At 49.5% G+C, this 16,608-nt stretch carries 14 protein-coding genes; 9 read left to right on the forward strand and 5 right to left on the reverse strand.

From position 1 onward, the window contains the following. From C3B51_RS20505 to purF, 7 genes are all read left to right on the forward strand, one after another. On the forward strand, positions 1-1,473 hold a 1,473-nt coding region (locus tag C3B51_RS20505; protein WP_276319654.1), incomplete at its 5' end, for a FimV/HubP family polar landmark protein. 93 nt (positions 1,474-1,566) lie between these two features. Then, positions 1,567-2,364 (forward strand): tRNA pseudouridine(38-40) synthase TruA, encoded by a 798-nt coding sequence (gene truA / locus C3B51_RS20510; RefSeq protein ID WP_046006460.1) that lies wholly within the window; start codon positions 1,567-1,569, stop codon positions 2,362-2,364. A 166-nt stretch (positions 2,365-2,530) separates the two neighbouring features. Continuing rightward, on the forward strand, positions 2,531-3,406 hold the full coding sequence (gene accD / locus C3B51_RS20515) for an acetyl-CoA carboxylase, carboxyltransferase subunit beta (RefSeq protein WP_125716140.1): 876 nt from the start codon (positions 2,531-2,533) through the stop codon (positions 3,404-3,406). A 21-nt stretch (positions 3,407-3,427) separates the two neighbouring features. After that, positions 3,428-4,690, forward strand: a complete 1,263-nt coding sequence (gene folC / locus C3B51_RS20520; protein WP_130246248.1) for a bifunctional tetrahydrofolate synthase/dihydrofolate synthase — start codon at positions 3,428-3,430, stop codon at positions 4,688-4,690. 12 nt (positions 4,691-4,702) lie between these two features. Then, entirely contained in the window at positions 4,703-5,401 is a 699-nt protein-coding gene (locus tag C3B51_RS20525) for an SPOR domain-containing protein (RefSeq protein ID WP_130246249.1), read from the forward strand. A 61-nt stretch (positions 5,402-5,462) separates the two neighbouring features. After that, a complete protein-coding gene (locus tag C3B51_RS20530) occupies positions 5,463-5,957 on the forward strand; it encodes a CvpA family protein (protein WP_046006456.1) in 495 nt (164 codons plus the stop codon). Positions 5,958-5,975: 18 nt separating this feature from the next. Beyond that, on the forward strand, positions 5,976-7,502 hold the full coding sequence (purF, locus tag C3B51_RS20535; RefSeq protein ID WP_125716143.1) for an amidophosphoribosyltransferase: 1,527 nt from the start codon (positions 5,976-5,978) through the stop codon (positions 7,500-7,502). A 278-nt stretch (positions 7,503-7,780) separates the two neighbouring features. Here the strand turns inward: purF and C3B51_RS20545 are convergent, their stop codons facing one another. Next, a complete protein-coding gene (locus tag C3B51_RS20545) occupies positions 7,781-8,380 on the reverse strand; it encodes a Yip1 family protein (protein WP_046006454.1) in 600 nt (199 codons plus the stop codon). 343 nt (positions 8,381-8,723) lie between these two features. On the opposite strand from C3B51_RS20545, the gene miaE reads away from it, so the two are divergent. Then, entirely contained in the window at positions 8,724-9,515 is a 792-nt protein-coding gene (gene miaE / locus C3B51_RS20550; protein ID WP_130246250.1) for a tRNA isopentenyl-2-thiomethyl-A-37 hydroxylase MiaE, read from the forward strand. Positions 9,516-9,525: 10 nt separating this feature from the next. Here the strand turns inward: miaE and C3B51_RS20555 are convergent, their stop codons facing one another. Together C3B51_RS20555 and C3B51_RS20560 are read right to left on the reverse strand one after the other, a co-directional pair. Beyond that, positions 9,526-10,248 (reverse strand): UDP-2,3-diacylglucosamine diphosphatase, encoded by a 723-nt coding sequence (locus C3B51_RS20555; protein WP_125716145.1) that lies wholly within the window; start codon positions 10,246-10,248, stop codon positions 9,526-9,528. A 95-nt stretch (positions 10,249-10,343) separates the two neighbouring features. Next, positions 10,344-10,838, reverse strand: a complete 495-nt coding sequence (locus C3B51_RS20560) for a peptidylprolyl isomerase (RefSeq protein WP_125716146.1) — start codon at positions 10,836-10,838, stop codon at positions 10,344-10,346. A 206-nt stretch (positions 10,839-11,044) separates the two neighbouring features. On the opposite strand from C3B51_RS20560, the gene cysS reads away from it, so the two are divergent. Next, the gene (cysS, locus tag C3B51_RS20565; protein ID WP_130246251.1) at positions 11,045-12,424 is read left to right on the forward strand and encodes a cysteine--tRNA ligase; all 1,380 of its coding nucleotides are present in this window, start codon (positions 11,045-11,047) and stop codon (positions 12,422-12,424) included. A 1,052-nt stretch (positions 12,425-13,476) separates the two neighbouring features. Here the strand turns inward: cysS and C3B51_RS20570 are convergent. After that, positions 13,477-15,873 carry a hypothetical protein gene (locus C3B51_RS20570; RefSeq protein ID WP_130246252.1) on the reverse strand — a complete coding sequence of 799 codons (2,397 nt, stop codon included), beginning with the start codon at positions 15,871-15,873 and terminating at the stop codon, positions 13,477-13,479. Between the two features lie 251 nt (positions 15,874-16,124). After that, the gene (locus tag C3B51_RS20575; protein ID WP_130246253.1) at positions 16,125-16,574 is read right to left on the reverse strand and encodes a hypothetical protein; all 450 of its coding nucleotides are present in this window, start codon (positions 16,572-16,574) and stop codon (positions 16,125-16,127) included. Positions 16,575-16,608: the final 34 nt, after the last annotated feature.

A 16,608-nucleotide genomic window follows, 5' to 3' on the forward strand; every position in this document is an offset into this window, starting at 1 on the left:
TTTGATGAAGACGACGCGCTGGCGGCTCTGGATGACGAGCCACAAGCGGCGGAGCCGGAAACTGAAGAAGCACCTGAGCAAGCAGCCTCAGCAGATGAAGAAACGCTGCTAGATGATGACCTGACAGACGACACATTGGCGGAAGAAGACTTCCCGGCGTTTGATGAAGACGACGCGCTGGCGGCTCTGGATGACGAGCCACAAGCGGCGGAGCCGGAAACTGAAGAAGCACCTGAGCAAGCAGCCACAGCAGATGAAGAAACACAGCTAGAAGATGACCCGACAGACGACTCTCTGACAGATGATGCAATCGCGGAGGAAGACTTCCCGGCATTTGAAGAAGACGACGCGCTGGCGGCTCTGGATGACGAGCCACAAGCGGCGGAGCCGGAAACTGAAGAGGCATCAGAGCAAGCTGTTTCAGCAGATGAAGAAACGCTGTTAGAAGATGACCTGACAGACGACACACTGACAGATGATGCACTGGCGGAAGAAGACTTCCCGGCGTTTGAAGAAGACGACGCGCTGGCAGCCATGGATGACGAGCCACAAGCGGTGGAGCCGGAGGCTGAAGAGGCACTACAGGAAGAAGCCACAGCAGATGAAGAAACGCTGCTAGATGATGACCTGACAGACGACACACTGACAGATGATGCGCTGGCGGAAGAAGACTTCCCTGAGTTCAACGAAGAAGACGCGTTGAGCGCGATGGAATCGGAGCCGGAGGGTGAGCTTGAGCTGGAAGACCTGGATGATGATTTATCCGATCTAATGCTCTCAGATGAGGACCTGGCAGAGTTTGCACAAAGTGATTCGTCTGAGGAAGAAACGCCTGCTGAGCCTGAGTTGCCACAAGAGCCGGATGCCTTTTTGGATGAGCTAACCGATCTGGATGACGAAGAGGAAGATACTCCGGACCCCGAAATCAACATCGACGAAGCTGCGATTGAAGATGAGTTTCTGGCTGAGCTGAACGACACCGATTTCAGCGCGTTACTGGATGAGTCCGTAGAACCGGATACCTCTGATGTAGAGCTGTCGGACGAGCCTGAGCTGGATTTTGATGCGTTGTTAAGCGAGGAGCTGGCGCAGGATCTGGAAATTGAGGACATTGACGAACCTGCAACGGATGAACTCGGCGACGACAGTGCAGACTCGGCAGCAACAAACGAAGACTATCTGGAAATTGACGATTTATTGTCTCAAAGCGATGATGAACCAGCACTGGAAGAGCCCTATCAGTCACCAGATATGGATGTAGGCTTGGGCGATTTTGAAGAGCTGTTGGCCGGTGAAAACGCCACGGATGTTGACCTGGAAGAAGACGGATATGCCGCTAAGCTCGACCTGGTTCGTGCCTATATTGAAATTGGCGACTTTGACTCGGCACAAAACGCCGTTGAGGAGATCCTGAGTAACGGTCCTGAATCGGTTCAGGCAGAAGCCCAGGCGCTAAAACAGCAGATCAAATAAGCCGCCGCTCATAAGGATACGATGGGATTGGTATTATCGGCGGCGATCGCATAAAATGCGCGGCTAAGTTCGAAATGAGAGTTTGAGTAGTCTATGCGTGTAGCTTTGGGGATTGAATACAATGGCGGTAATTACAGTGGCTGGCAACGTCAGTGTAATGTAAACAGTGTTCAGGAAGAGCTGGAAACAGCTTTGTCCAGCATTTGTAATCACAAGGTCGATGTGGTCTGTGCCGGACGCACAGATGCCGGTGTGCATGCCACAGGGCAGGTGATCCACTTTGATACCCATTCCGAGCGGGACATGAAAGCCTTTACACTCGGCGTCAACTCTCAGCTGCCTGACGACATTGCAGTGCGCTATGCAACCCCAGTCCATGATGAGTTCAGCGCGCGTTTCAGTGCAACGGCCAGGCGCTATCGCTACGTGATCTACAACAGTGTCAATCGCCCGGGCATCTTGCGCAGTGGGGTGACCCATTACTATCATCCACTGGATGCTGAGCTGATGCAGGCTGCGTGTCCGGTCATGATAGGTGAGCATGACTTTTCTTCTTTTCGCGCAGTCCACTGCCAGTCTAACTCGCCGTGCCGTAACATCCATCATTTACAGGTCGACCGCTTTGGTGACTACATTGTCATTGATGTGAAGGCCAACGCGTTTTTACACCACATGGTGCGCAACATTACCGGCTGTTTGATGGACATCGGAGTAGGTAAATACCCGCCAGAGTGGATGGCTGAATTGCTGAGTATTAAAGACCGTACTCAGGCAAGCGCTACCGCTAAACCTAATGGTTTATACCTGGTGGATGTAGACTACCCAGAGCGCTGGCAGATCCCGTCAACGCCAGCGGGGCCTTTGTTTTTACCCGAAGTAACGATCCGTTAATTCAACGCACTACTGACTAAAGCAAAACTGGGCGCGAGCGTCTTAATTATTTGATACAACTAAGACCAGTTTTTTATATCACTGATGTCTTAATCATGTTTTAATTGAGAAAATCTATCTGCTATTTGCAGAGAGCAACACAGAATGAGCACTAAGAGAGTGGCAAATGAGTTGGTTAGAAAAAATCTTACCTAAAACGGCTAAATCGACGGGTAAAAAAGAGATCCCAGAAGGCGTTTGGGCAAAATGTACAGATTGTGATTCCATCCTGTACAAAGCGGAACTAGAAAAGTCACTGCATGTATGTCCAAAGTGTGATCATCACATGCGGATCAGCGCGCGTAAGCGTCTGGAGAGCTTCCTGGACGATGGCGGCCGCGTTGAGCTGGGTACTCAGCACGAACCAAAAGACGTACTTAAGTTTAAAGATTCGAAAAAATACTCAGATCGAATCACCGCAGCACAAAAAGTCAGTGGCGAAAAAGACGCGCTGGTTGCGATGAAAGGCAACCTCAAAGGTATTCCAGTTGCAGCTGTGGCATTTGAATTCTCCTTTATGGGTGGTTCAATGGCGTCTGTGGTTGGTGCACGTTTCGTCGACGCGGTGAATGAGTGTCTTGAGCACAATATGCCACTGGTTTGTTTTTCAGCATCTGGCGGTGCCCGTATGCAGGAAGCCTTGATGTCATTGATGCAGATGGCAAAAACCAGTGCGGCGCTGGCTAAGATGAGTGAGCGCGGCTTACCTTTTATCTCGGTCATGACAGATCCGACCATGGGTGGTGTATCTGCATCACTGGCTATGCTGGGTGATATCAATGTCGCCGAGCCTAAAGCTTTGATTGGTTTTGCCGGTCCTCGTGTTATCGAGCAAACGGTACGTGAAACCCTGCCAGAAGGCTTCCAGCGCAGTGAATTCCTGCTTGAGCATGGTGCCATCGACATGATCATCGACCGTCGTGAAATGCGCGACTCACTGGCGCGGATCCTTGCCAAGTTCATGAACTTGCCTTCTACTGAACAAGAGCATAGAGTAGCGTAAATTTTTTAATTTGAGCGCACTATGTCAAAGACTACACCAAGCCAATCATCGCCTCTGAATGATTGGCTTTGTTATTTAGAACAGTTACATCCTGCCAACATTGCCATGGGTCTGGAGCGCGTAGCGCAGGCCGCGAACAATATCGACCTGCTTAACAGCAACAGTAAAATCATTCTTATTGGTGGCACCAATGGTAAAGGCACAACCGCACGTTGTCTGGAGGCCATGCTGCTGGCACAGGGCTACAGCGTGGGCACTTATGCCTCTCCGCATCTCATTCATTATAACGAGCGCGTCCGAGTCAATGGTCAAACCTTGCCCGATCAGTCTCATGTTGATGCTTTCTACGCATTGGATCAGGGCCGGGGCGACGTTGAACTGACCTTCTTTGAGTACGGGACACTGGGAGCACTGTGGTTGTTTAAACAGCATGCGGTGGATTATGTGCTGCTGGAGGTCGGCCTGGGTGGCCGCTATGATGCGACTAATATCGTGACGCCTTATGCAAGCGTGATCACCACCATAGATCTTGACCACAAAGAGTATCTGGGCGATACCCGTGAGCTGGTGGGCTACGACAAGGCGGGAATTTTCCGCACCAATACGCCGGCGATTGTGGGAGATTTAGATATTCCCCACACAGTGACCGATTATGGTGAAGAGATTAGCGCTGAGCTAATCCTGTCAAAGCGCGACTTTCACTTCACGCCTTTGAGCGATGGCTTACGCTGGCAATATGGTGAACACGACCTGACCTTGTCACAACCGGCCATTCCTGCACAAAATGTGGCAACGGCGCTCACTGTGCTTGCCCGGCTGGATTTGCTGCCCGATCCCGAGCTGGTCAAGCAAACGCTGGCTGAGCTACAAGTGGAGGGTCGCTTTATGCAGCTTAGCCAGCAGCCACTGGTTTACACCGATGTGGCACATAATCCAGAATCGGCGCGATACCTGAGAACGCAATTAATGCGTTTGAAAAATCAGGGCTTTAAAATTCATGCCTTAGTCGCTATGCTTGCTGATAAGGATAAAGCGAGCGTGATTGATGCCCTGTCAGATGTGGTAGAAAAATGGAGCTGTGCCTCATTGGATGGTCCACGAGGAGAGCGTGCAGAGCAACTGTTAAGCTTGTTGAGCGCAGCGCACAGTGAGCAAAGTCAGGTATTTTCGAGTGTCGACTCGGCCCTGCAAAGTCTGCTTCCTCAGCAACCCAAAGACACGGCGTTGATTGTATTTGGCTCGTTTGTGACCGTGGCCGCGGCCATGCAGTACTGGCAAAAGTAGAGAGCAATAGTTGTGAACTCAGGATTTATTAACCGACTGGTCGGCACCAGCATCGTTGTGATAGCGGCGGTGGTGTTTATACCCAATATTCTGGATGGCGAAAAAGTCCACTATAAAGAAGGGTTCAAGCCTATTCCGGAGCGTCCTGAGTTCTCGACCATAGAGCTAAAAGCACGGATAGATGAACGCGCGTCGCTGGCCACTGAGCCCATGGAAGAGGTGATAGAAGACATTGAAGCGGATGATGCTCAGCTCAGTGCCGATATAGCGTCACCTGAAACACAACAAAGCGCAGCGGCGTCTGAGCAGCCGCAAACCCCTGAGGCTGCGCAGCAAACGGCTGACAATAACGAGACGGCGGTTACTGAACCTACTAAGTCATCCGTTGAGTCAAACACAGTTGCACAAACCACAACTGAAGCCACGCGCGAGCCGTTAACGCGTCCTGAGTCTTCTAACTTTAGCCAGATGGCTTATGTGATCCAGCTTGGCAGCTTCTCGCACCAATCCAATGTGGACGCCCTGACCAAAAAACTGACCCAAAATGGTTTCAAGACCTTTACCCGCCCGGTTAAAACACCTAATGGCACTTTGACCAAAGTGTTTGTCGGACCAGATTTAAATAAAGCCAAACTCGAAGCTAAGCTCCCAGAATTAAAGAAATTAACTAAGTTAAACGGCCGTCTGACCCAGTTTAGCGTGGCAAAATGATCTGGTAATTGCTGGGCGTGTCTTATAGAATGCGCCCCAAATTAACGACTTATTGGTTTATATGATCTGGGTTGATTACGCCATCTTTGCAATTGTCGGTATTTCGACAGTGTTTGGCCTGATGAGAGGTTTTGTAAAAGAAACCATGTCACTCGTCGTTTGGATCGGCGCCTTTTTCATATCCAGTTTATTCTACCAATATCTTGCAACCTTCCTGACCTTCATTTCAGAACCCCTTTTAAGAAATGCCGCCGCAATCGCCATGCTTTTCGTTGCGACACTTGTGTTAGGTGGGTTTGTCAATTATATCTTAGGTGAACTCGTACAGCGTACGGGCTTGTCTGGCACCGATCGCCTGGTTGGCATTGTGTTCGGTGCGATGCGGGGCGTGCTGGTCGTTAGCGCCACGTTGTTTTTCCTGGATGCCTTCACCAAAGCCCCCGATACATCGTGGTGGCAGGCATCCCAAGTAATCCCTGAATTTGGCTTTGTAATAGAGTGGTTTTTTTCCTATCTAGAGCATAACTCAAGCTTTTTGAATTCAGCAAACCGTTAATCGGCGAGGAAATTTTTAATGTGTGGTATCGTTGGGATAGTCGGAACATCTCCTGTTAATCAGGCGATTTATGACGGCTTAACTGTTTTGCAACACCGTGGCCAAGATGCAGCCGGCATCATTACCATTGACAACAATACGTTCAGCTTACGCAAGGCCAATGGCCTGGTGAAAGATGTGTTTCATACCCGTCATATGAAGCGCCTGCAGGGTAACATTGGTATAGGCCATGTGCGTTATCCTACCGCGGGTTCTTCCAGCTCGGCGGAAGCACAGCCTTTCTACGTGAATTCACCGTTTGGTATTGCCATGGCGCACAACGGTAATTTGACCAATGCGGAAGCGCTAAAAGAGCGTTTGTTCACCAAAGCGCGTCGTCACGTTAATACAACGTCTGACTCTGAAATACTGCTAAACATTCTAGCCTATGAGCTGGGACGTAACGATAAGATGAAGCTGGACGCGGCGGATATGTTCAAGGCCATCAGCGAGGTTAACCAGCAGGTATCTGGTGGTTATGCGACCATCGCCATGATCATTGGCCATGGCATTCTGGCGTTCCGTGACCCGCACGGTATTCGCCCGCTGGTATTTGGTAAGCGCGAGACAGAACGTGGCGTTGAGTACATGTTTGCATCCGAAAGTGTGGCGCTGTCTATCGACGGGTTCGAATTCGTTCGCGATGTGGCCCCGGGCGAAGCCATCTATGTGACCGAAGACGGTCAGTTCTACTCGCAGATCTGCGCTGATAAAACCATGCACGCGCCGTGTATTTTCGAGTTTGTTTATTTTGCACGTCCAGATTCGAACATCGATAAAATGTCGGTTTACGCGACTCGTGTGAACATGGGGACCAAGCTGGGTGAGAAGATCAAGCGTGAATGGGCTGATAAAGACATTGATGTGGTCATTCCTATTCCGGAGACTTCGTGTGATATCGCGCTGGAAATCGCATCTGTCCTGAACTTGCCTTATCGTCAAGGGTTTGTGAAAAATCGCTATATTGGTCGTACCTTCATTATGCCAGGTCAGGAGCAGCGCAAGAAATCAGTGCGTCGTAAGCTAAACGCCATTGACCGCGAGTTTGCTGGTAAAAACGTCCTGCTGGTTGATGATTCTATCGTACGTGGTACTACGTCTGCGCAGATCGTTGAAATGGCACGTGATGCAGGCGCTAAAAATGTATACTTTGCTTCAGCGGCCCCTGAAGTGCGTTTCCCGAACGTGTATGGTATCGATATGCCATCGGCTGCGGAACTCATCGCCCACGGGCGTGATGTGGAAGACATCAACGCCAGCATCGGTTCAGACGGCCTGATCTACCAGTCCATCTCTGATCTGAAAGACGCGGTTGCACTGGAAAACCCAGAAATCACCCGCTTTGAAACGTCTGTGTTCGACGGTCAGTACATCACAGGTGACGTGAACCAGGATTACCTGAATCGCATCGATGCACTGCGTAATGACTCGGCAAAATCAACGCGTGAAAAAGCCATGTCGGCAAGCCTTGAGCTACATAATCAGGAAACCGGTGAAGGCGAGTAATACCAATTTCACTTAATACCTGTTCAATTTGAAGGAGCAAATATGCCGCTAACGGTGTTAAAAATTTCTCATTTAGAACAACTAAATAGCAAAATTTTTGCCTTGTTATCGACGATATTTTCTCGCCTCAAAATAGAACACTTAATTAAGCAAATTGGTATAAGCCTAACGTGTTTAAAAAAGGGCCGCAATTGCGGCCCTTTTTGTTAGATTTCTATAGGATAAAAGCAAAGGAAGCGAGCTGACCTATGCACCATAGAGGGGCATAAGCGCGCTCCCTAGGTAAATGTAGGACTGATTATGCCGTTCGTCCACAAGATTGCCGTTGCGGCCAGAATTATCACCAGTAACACCAGGCCACAGGTGACTACTGAGCTGGCGTAAATAAAGCCGCGTTCTTCGGGAATATGCATCAGGATAGGCACGCCGGTATAAAGCAGGTAAACTGAATAGGCAAGCGCTGCCAGCCCCACCGAGACCACGAACCACAGTTCCGGATAGAAGGCGGCAAAGGCCGACATAAACACCGGCGTAGCGGTATAAGCCGACAGCTCCAGGGTTTGCGTGTAAGTGGGCTTAGCGCCAAATGTCACTGCCATCCAGTGCGCCAGATAAGACAAAGCAAACACGCCAATGATCAGCGCAAAGTACATCGCAATGCCGATCAGCATGGCACTGTTGTGAGTGAGAAAAACCGCATCTCCCGTGCCGATTTTCCAGCCCAGATACACAGACGAGTAGTAGCCCATTAAACTGGGGATCAGGGCGATTAATGCAATGTGAGATAAACTGTAAGTAGCGCTTTCGTGGCGATTGTCTATGGTTTGCCACTCTTCGATTGGGTGGGCATATAAGCCCCACAGATGATTTAAAATCATAACGAGCCCCTCAAAAAAGATTGTTGTCTGACGCGTTCTGGTTACCCGGCGATCACGGGTGCAGTCCTTGTCTTATATAACAGCTCAGTAACATCAAAGCGCGATGCGGCTAAGCTGCGTAATCACCATAAAAACGGGGCCAATGGCGGCGCCTGTAAGTATAAAATTTATACAACATCATTTAAGTTATGAAAGATTGGTTAATTTTTGTCAAGAAACAATTTTGAAATCCCGGCGTCTTTGATCTGGCACAAACTTGTGGTAAGTCACAGGTGTTGATAGTGCCACCTGGCACGCTTGTGGTAGAATGGGGGCAATTTTTTTGCGAATGATTATCTGAAACATGTTAGAGAAGTATGCCGACCTGTTGGCACCCATTTATCAGTTTCTGGGTTGTGAAACCCCCGACAGCTGGATCGATGAAGCGAAAAAGCCTGAGCATCTGCAAGCCCTGTTGGTTGACCATATGCATTGTGAGCTTAAAGCGGCTCAGAGCGCGGCGTTTTTGATCCGTAAATATGCCCTGGACAATGCCTCGGCGCAGACCCTGCTTGGCTGGATCAAGCCCTATGAAGACTTTGTCTATCGTAAAATTGGCGATGGGCAGTTTAGTGCCAGCAAGAACGAGCTCATTGGCAGCTTAACCGCCAAGCCCGAGTATGCCTATAACCAGGACATACTGGACAAAATGGTACGGTTAATCAAAGAAGAGTTGCATCATTTTGAGCAAGTGCTGGATATCATTAATAAAAAAGGACTGCGTGTTCAGAGCCTGAATGCCTCTCGCTATGCCTCTGGGATGATCAAGCATGTGCGCACTTTTGAGCCGGCTGCGCTGATCGATAAGTTGATCATAGGTGCGTTTATTGAGGCTCGCTCTTGTGAGCGCTTTGCGAAACTGGCACCACATCTTGAGCCGGACATCGGGCGCTTTTATGTCTCGTTGTTGCGCTCAGAAGCGCGACATTATCAGGACTACTTGGAACTCGCTCAGCAGGTGGCCGACGCCACCGAGCCACAGCGATTTGATATCGCAGCACGCGTCGCTGAGTTTAAAGCCATTGAAAATGACCTGATCTTAACGCCTGACAGCGACTTTAAATTCCACAGTGGTGCGCCTACGCTGGTTGCATAGTTAGACAAGTTTAGTCTGAAAAAGGATGCTGAGTGAGGGTCTGGCCTTGCTCAGTGACTACCAGGTAAGAACTTTGGCTATACCAGTCGCCCAACACTGTGCGGGTTTTGTCCTGGTGTTGATGGACATTCGGGCGGTGTGTATGGCCATGGATCATATTGCTGACCTGATGGCGTGCAAACATTGCCAGTACCGCTTCTTCGGTCACATCTAAAATTTCAGGCGCTTTGCCCATCTGGCTTTGTTTGCTCTTTTCTCTGGCATTGCGCGCAACTCTGCGTCGATACCACAGCGGCATCGACAACATCAGTCTTGGCCACCACCAGCCACGGCTTTTCTTGCGAAATTTCTGATACACCTCGTCCTGAGTACACATTTCATCGCCGTGTAAAATCACGGTTGGGGTGCCGTACAGATCGATCACTGCTTGCTCAGGCAGTAAGGTCATGCCACACAGGTCGGCGTAGCGCTGACCAACCAGAAAATCACGGTTGCCATGAATAAAAAACAGTTTAATACCACGCTCGGAAATGGCGCGCAGTTTGGTTGCTATGTCTAGTGCCAGCGGATTACCTTCGTCATCACCAATCCAGACTTCAAAAAAGTCTCCCAGGATATATAGGGCATCCACATCATCTTGCATATGCTGTTCTAAAAAACGATAAAAAGCAGCGGTGATATCGGGGCGGTGCTCGGTTAAATGCAGATCAGAAATAAAGTAGCTTTTGCGCATGGAGACAACTTCAGGTTGGAGCGGTAGAGGAACAGAGAAACGCGAAAGTGCCAGTTAAGTCACTTCGCGTTTCTTTAATCAATAAAAGCGGTCGCTTATTCGGCAACAAACGCTTTTTCGATCACAACGTCTTCCAGTGGTACGTCCTGATGGAAGCCCGCAGAGCCGGTTGCAACGCCTTTGATCTTGTTCACGATGTCCATGCCTTCGGCTACTTCACCGAATACACAGTAACCCCAGCCTTGTGCGGTTTCGCTGCTGAAGTTCAAAAAGTCGTTATCGTTTACATTGATAAAGAATTGCGCTGTGGCTGAGTGTGGATCAGGCGTACGTGCCATTGCCAGCGTGCCTGTTTTATTGGCAACGCCATTGTTGGCTTCGTTTTTAACCGGTGCACCTACTTCTTTTTGGTTCATACCAGGTTCAAAACCACCGCCCTGAACCATAAAGCCGTCAATCACACGGTGGAAGATAGTGCCGTTGTAAAAACCAGATTCAACGTACTTTAAGAAGTTCTCAACCGTTGCCGGCGCTTTGTCAGCGAACAGGTTGATTTTGATATCGCCAAAGTTTGTTTGTAAAACAACCATAACAGGTCCTTGATTTACCTATTTCAATTTAGGAACCTATTTTATAGCACAAATTGATAACTACAAAGTCCCTGAGAGAGTGAGCGGCGAAATTGTCAACTAACTGTTATTTTTACCTGCCTTTTGGTCATGATTTTTTATAGAGACAAAGTAATGCAAGTGATATGATTGCAGAGAATTTAGATAAATTTTAGGAATAAAGCTACATGTTGCAGATCTACAACACACTAACACGTCAAAAGACTGAGTTTAAACCGCTTGTGGAAGGCAAAGTAGACATGTACGTGTGTGGTATCACTATCTATGACTTCTGCCATGTAGGCCATGCCCGTACTTATGTCTCTTTTGACGTGATGAATCGTTACCTTCGCCACCTGGGCTACCAGGTCACTTATGTACGTAATATTACGGATGTGGATGACAAAATCATTAAGCGCGCCGCGGAGAACAACGAAGAGATCGATGCTCTGACAGTACGTATGACCAAGGCCATGCACGAAGACTTTGAGGCATTAAATATCCTGCCTGCGGACATCGAGCCGACCGTAACCGGTCATATGGATGAAATCATTGGCATGATCGAACGCCTGATTGCAAAAGGTCATGCCTATGTGGCAAAAAATGGCGACGTTTTGTTCGACGTCTCGACCTTTGAAGCATACGGCCAGTTGTCTCAGCAGGACCTGGATATGCTGCAGGCCGGTGCACGCGTTGAAGTGGCAGAAGGCAAAGACGATCCGCTTGATTTTGTGCTTTGGAAAAAAGCCAAAGCTGGCGAGCCGAGCTGGACATCACCCTGGGGTGACGGTCGTCCTGGCTGGCACATTGAATGTAGTGCGATGAGCTCTAAGCACCTGGGTGAGTTTTTTGATATTCACGGTGGTGGTTCAGATTTACAATTCCCGCACCATGAAAACGAAATTGCTCAGTCATGCTGTGCTAACAACGGTCGTTACGTCAATACCTGGATCCACACTGGTATGGTGCAGGTAAACAAAGAAAAGATGTCAAAATCTTTGGGCAACTTCTTTACGGTACGCGAAGTACTTAAAGCGTACGACCGTGAAACCGTGCGTTATTTCCTGATCAACGGCCACTATCGCAGTCAGCTGAACTACTCACAGGAAAACCTGGAGCAGGCGCGCTCGTCACTGGAGCGTATTTACACGGCTCTGCGTGGTGTTGAACTGGTAGAGACAGAACTGGCGGGTAACCCATTTGTGGCGCGTTTTGAAGCGGCCATGAACGACGACTTCAATACTCCAGAAGCGTTGCCTGTGATTTTTGAACTGGCCAAAGAAGTGAACCTGCTGAAAGACTCCGATGCCAAAGCGGCGGGCGAACATGCTTTCATTTTGGTGAAGCTTGCAGAAGTACTGGGCATTGCCCAGCAAGATCCGGAAGCCTTTTTGCATGGTGACCAGGACGAAGACGAAGTGGCAAAAATCGAGGCCCTGATCGAGCAGCGTAAAACTGCCCGTGAGAATAAAGACTGGGCCGCAGCCGATGCTGCCCGTGACGCCCTAACAGCCATGGGCGTGGTACTGGAAGACAGCGCCGGTAAAACCACCTGGCGTAAAGCTTAACCTCTATTCGCGCTTAACTGCGCAGTCAAAAAAGGCATATGCATTGTCGCATATGCCTTTTTGTTATTATCAGCCTTATATCCACTAAGCCGGGTTCTGCGTACTTAAAAGCGCTTAGCAAAAACCAACCGGCTCAATCTGCAAAACTAGTTAAAATGAACTCATTAAAAATCTCAGATGCCAGAACCGAAGGGGGCAAAAGGCTTCGGGCCTTATTTCATTACAATAAATGTCGGTGTCGTCACCTATGTCTTTATAATTTTGAGTAGTAAAATTTCGATAGCATTTGGGGTTGATCCAAATACACCCGGCAGAGAATATCCGGGAGAGCTTATGCTTGTGGTGTTTGGATGTGCCTTTGTCTTATTCATCTCACTTTACGCGTTCTCCTTTAAAATTCTGCTTTGGATTTTTAAGCGCTTAAGGATATAGGCTGCCAGCTTGCCAGGTCGCCCATTACGGTGACTTGCTTGGTATTTAAACTTGAGCTCCACGCTGTGGGGCTTTGTTATATCAAGATGTGTACATGAGGGGTGTTTGAGCGCATTATTTTCAGAGCATAGACTTCATCTGCCTATAAGCGATATGTTACTTGAACACTGCTCGGAGCCAACAGCGACGAATATTTCATTGTAATCGTGCCTTTAACCTAAGCTTGGTGAATTTTGTATGTATTGTCGATTTAATGACAAGGCGGACGTCTCATTTGCGGCTGTTTTGGGATGAAAAAAGGGATTGCTCGTTCAAAGCCAAAAAACCAGGAACGAGCCGTATCGATTAACACTATCTTGGGGTATTTGTAGATAAAGCGTTTAAAGTCATGGCGATGGAAGAGATAGTCGCTGCCTGCCATGATTAGTGTATCGTCCGTCTGTGCGACTTCTTTAGCAAAAAATTTAAAAAAATGTCAGACTGATGACAAATCAATCAATAAGGCATGTTTTAGGTGGCTTGTGTCGGCATGTGTGGCTGTTTTATATCACCTAAAGCGTGATAAATGAGGCTTTGCCAGTTGGCATTGGTTGCCAGCTGAGGCTGGCAACCAAAATAGACTAATGGATCAGCAAGGTGCCGACAGGCGAAGCATTGGACTGATTGCCAGCCAGGTCAATGGCGATAACCTGGTAGCTGACTTCCCCTTTGGGTGGCCAGGGGTCGTCAAAGTGGGCTGCATTGCTTAGGGTATAGGGCTCACCGTTGCGGATAATCTTGTAAAAGCGTATGCCCTGATTATCTGCGCTGGGCTGCCACTGCAATGTTGCGCCATAAGCGCCGTCCGACTGCACACTGAACTGAGCGGGGGCTGTGGGTGGTTCGCTGTCACCGGCTTTGGTATTCAGGCTTGCCTCAGCTACCACTGTGCCCGTGTCGCTGTGTACGGCACGCACCTGGTACTGGTAGGCCTGATTAAGCGGGAGCCAGTGATCTTCGTAGCTGTTGGCGGTGGTATGCCAGATCAGTTGCGCATCGCGATAGACCTGAAACTTCACTGGTATCTCAGCAACATTGTTGAATTGCCAGCTCAGGCCAACACCATTGCTGTCAAACAGGGCTGACGAACTCAGGTTCAATATTGGTGCCTGAGGAGAGTCCTCACCTGCTGGCAAGCTATCGCTATTATCACCATTTTGTACGTTTTGCTCGCACCCGGTCCACCAGCAGGGCGTCTGCTCAATAAAGCTCAGTACTGCATCGTATTTATGTGCCTGTGCACGGGTCTGGGTCTGATACTCCTTGAGCGGAAATGCGCCCCAGCTATCCCACCGGCCGATGCTTTCAAACACCACGTATAGTCCGGCACCAGATGCCTGCCAGTCGTTCAGGTGATTGGTAAACGCGGAAGCCATGCGCGGATCGCGGTTGGCACTCAGGAACAGGGCCTCGCTAATGGTATCGCGGCCATCGCGAATATCTCCGGCATAGGTAAGGTGCTGCCCGCCCTCATAGGCTGCCAGCATCAGGCCATTTTGCTGGGCCAGTGCCAGGTTGCCCTGAATGTTGTCTCTGGCCTGTGCCAGCGCGCCATGCTCAGGTGCCTGCCACCAGGGTGGCTCATCGGGGTTATAGGTCAGGCCATACAGTACGCCCGAGCCCATTTCCTCAAATAGCTTGTTTAGACCTTCGGCCCCTTCACTGGCCCAGTCCTGTAAAATGGGCAGATATTTTTGGTCGGCAAAATAACCTGCAAAGTAGCTGCCCACTGCCAGCACATCCATGTTGTCGGCACAGCGCTGGCCCACGCCCGCTGCGTGAATCGGGCAGTTGAGTGCCTGCTCGCTGATCCAGGGCACACCGGTCTGGCCGCCCATCACGCATTGTATGCGGCCTGCTTCCTCGGCAAACTCTGTTTTAATGATGTCGCACATCTGCGTGCTGCGCAGCCCGTAGTAGTTCATGCGATATTCAATATCGTGGTAACTGGTGTTGGGCCACAGGGCTTTACCTTGCTCCTCGAGATACAGACCATCGAAAATGTACGGCCAGGCGTTGTTCCACAGCTCGTTACCAAACTCCACATAAATCGCAGAATCCCCCTCGCTTTGCGTTTTCAGCAATCGGGCAAACTGGCGAATATAGTCGTCATCTACCCGCACCGGGAGTGTGTACCAGGGCTCGGCCCCCAGCTTGTTACTCATGGCAATGGCCACTTCATAGGGGCTGCCACCATTGAGGGCCCAGCTGGCGTAATCGTATTGATTTCTCTGCGCCCAGTGCTGAACCGGGTTATCTATGGTGCTCAGCAGCTGCATAAAACGCAAAGTACGGAACTTGCGCATATCATCCAAAAAGAGTGGATGGAATATCCGTTCCTGATAGCTGTGCTCGAACGAGACAAACTGTTCAGGGCTGGCACAGTCCGCAGCGCTGGCGGCGTAATCCGTGGCGGCGTCACTACAACTACCGCCTGGGGCGATAATGCGAATGTTGCGGATATAGTTACCGGTATTGTTGGGGTCGGTGGCGTGGATCTGCAAATGGAAAAAACTGTTTGCAGTCATACGTACTACGTCGCGTCCGGGCGCTGAACTGATAAGTTCCGGGCCGGAGTAATAGAGCTCACCTTCACCCTCGTACAAGATCACAAACTCGCCGACCGGATGGTGCGGGTTATCGTGATAAATAATGGTGGTGACATAGTGAAAAGGCGACTCGGGTGAATCCGCAGGTAAAGACCGCGGCCAGCCTTGCTCGTCCAGATCCAGCAATGCCTGATCGCCGGTGTTAAATTCCCAGGTATGGGCGTTACTGGTTGCCCACAACTGGCCACTGCCGTTAGAGGCGTGTTTCATCACATCCAGCGTGGTCCACTGACTTGACCAGTAATTAATACCGGTGAGATTAATCCCCACGCCTGAATTGGCGTTGTCGCTGCTTGCTGCCAGCAGAGGAAGTGATAAACCGAGCGCCATTGCTCCGGCAGTGAGAGTTGCATATAGAGGTATTTTCATAAGCTTGACCATTCCAATTGACCAAAGAGACTTCATCCATTTTTTCGCAGTGGCGTGTGTTTGTTTATTCTGTCTGTTGCAGGGCACTACACATCATTCTGCTTCCTTGCTAAGGGCTATTTCTGAGAGAGCTCGCCAAAAGCACTGCGATAAGTTAGCAGTGATAGGAAAAAAAGAGGATACGAAAAAGGCATGGTTTGGGCGGTTTTTTGCACGGAAGTTTTGTGTTAAAAGCAACAAAGCACGGGGCTTCAGGGATGAGTATTTTCACCCCATAGCCTGATTGTACCCAACAAGTAGCAGGCCCCATAAACACAACAAATGAGTGAGCTAACCAGCCAGAAGGTGGTAGGGTTTTTCTGTATCGCAGCAGATGTACTCACAAAGGGAGCAAATAATCCAGCGATTCCTCGCAGCAAATAAATACTGGTGATGAGTATCAGAGCCGTTTTTAAAAACGGAAGAGGTATGATGATACCGGCACCAGACAACGCATACACCCCCCAAATTGCAAGCATGACCGCAATAAAGGAAGTGACCAGAGTAGGGTAAAGATCACCCGCTGCGGCCATGTCCGCCATTGCCTGCCCTGCGCCCATCACGAGATACCAATCCGGACCTCCCCAGATACATACTAAATGCAGCAGAGATGCCAGCAGACTTAAACAAGCAGCGATGATAAGCGGGGGATTTTTCGTCATGTAATAAAATGTAATAATAAAAGAATGAGCGCCG

The sequence above is a fragment of the Pseudoalteromonas rubra genome (genome assembly GCF_004212645.1).
In the GTDB taxonomy this organism is placed as follows: Bacteria; Pseudomonadota; Gammaproteobacteria; order Enterobacterales; family Alteromonadaceae; genus Pseudoalteromonas; species Pseudoalteromonas rubra_G.

Bases quoted from the DNA above. Each gene is read 5' to 3' on its own strand.
- truA (WP_046006460.1), top strand. From the start codon at position 1,567: ATGCGTGTAGCTTTGGGGATTGAATACAATGGCGGTAATTACAGTGGC.
- accD (WP_125716140.1), top strand. From the start codon at position 2,531: ATGAGTTGGTTAGAAAAAATCTTACCTAAAACGGCTAAATCGACGGGT.
- folC (WP_130246248.1), top strand. From the start codon at position 3,428: ATGTCAAAGACTACACCAAGCCAATCATCGCCTCTGAATGATTGGCTT.
- C3B51_RS20530 (WP_046006456.1), top strand. From the start codon at position 5,463: ATGATCTGGGTTGATTACGCCATCTTTGCAATTGTCGGTATTTCGACA.
- purF (WP_125716143.1), top strand. From the start codon at position 5,976: ATGTGTGGTATCGTTGGGATAGTCGGAACATCTCCTGTTAATCAGGCG.
- C3B51_RS20545 (WP_046006454.1), bottom strand. From the start codon at position 8,380: ATGATTTTAAATCATCTGTGGGGCTTATATGCCCACCCAATCGAAGAG.
- miaE (WP_130246250.1), top strand. From the start codon at position 8,724: ATGTTAGAGAAGTATGCCGACCTGTTGGCACCCATTTATCAGTTTCTG.
- C3B51_RS20555 (WP_125716145.1), bottom strand. From the start codon at position 10,248: ATGCGCAAAAGCTACTTTATTTCTGATCTGCATTTAACCGAGCACCGC.
- C3B51_RS20560 (WP_125716146.1), bottom strand. From the start codon at position 10,838: ATGGTTGTTTTACAAACAAACTTTGGCGATATCAAAATCAACCTGTTC.
- cysS (WP_130246251.1), top strand. From the start codon at position 11,045: ATGTTGCAGATCTACAACACACTAACACGTCAAAAGACTGAGTTTAAA.
- C3B51_RS20570 (WP_130246252.1), bottom strand. From the start codon at position 15,873: ATGAAAATACCTCTATATGCAACTCTCACTGCCGGAGCAATGGCGCTC.
- C3B51_RS20575 (WP_130246253.1), bottom strand. From the start codon at position 16,574: ATGACGAAAAATCCCCCGCTTATCATCGCTGCTTGTTTAAGTCTGCTG.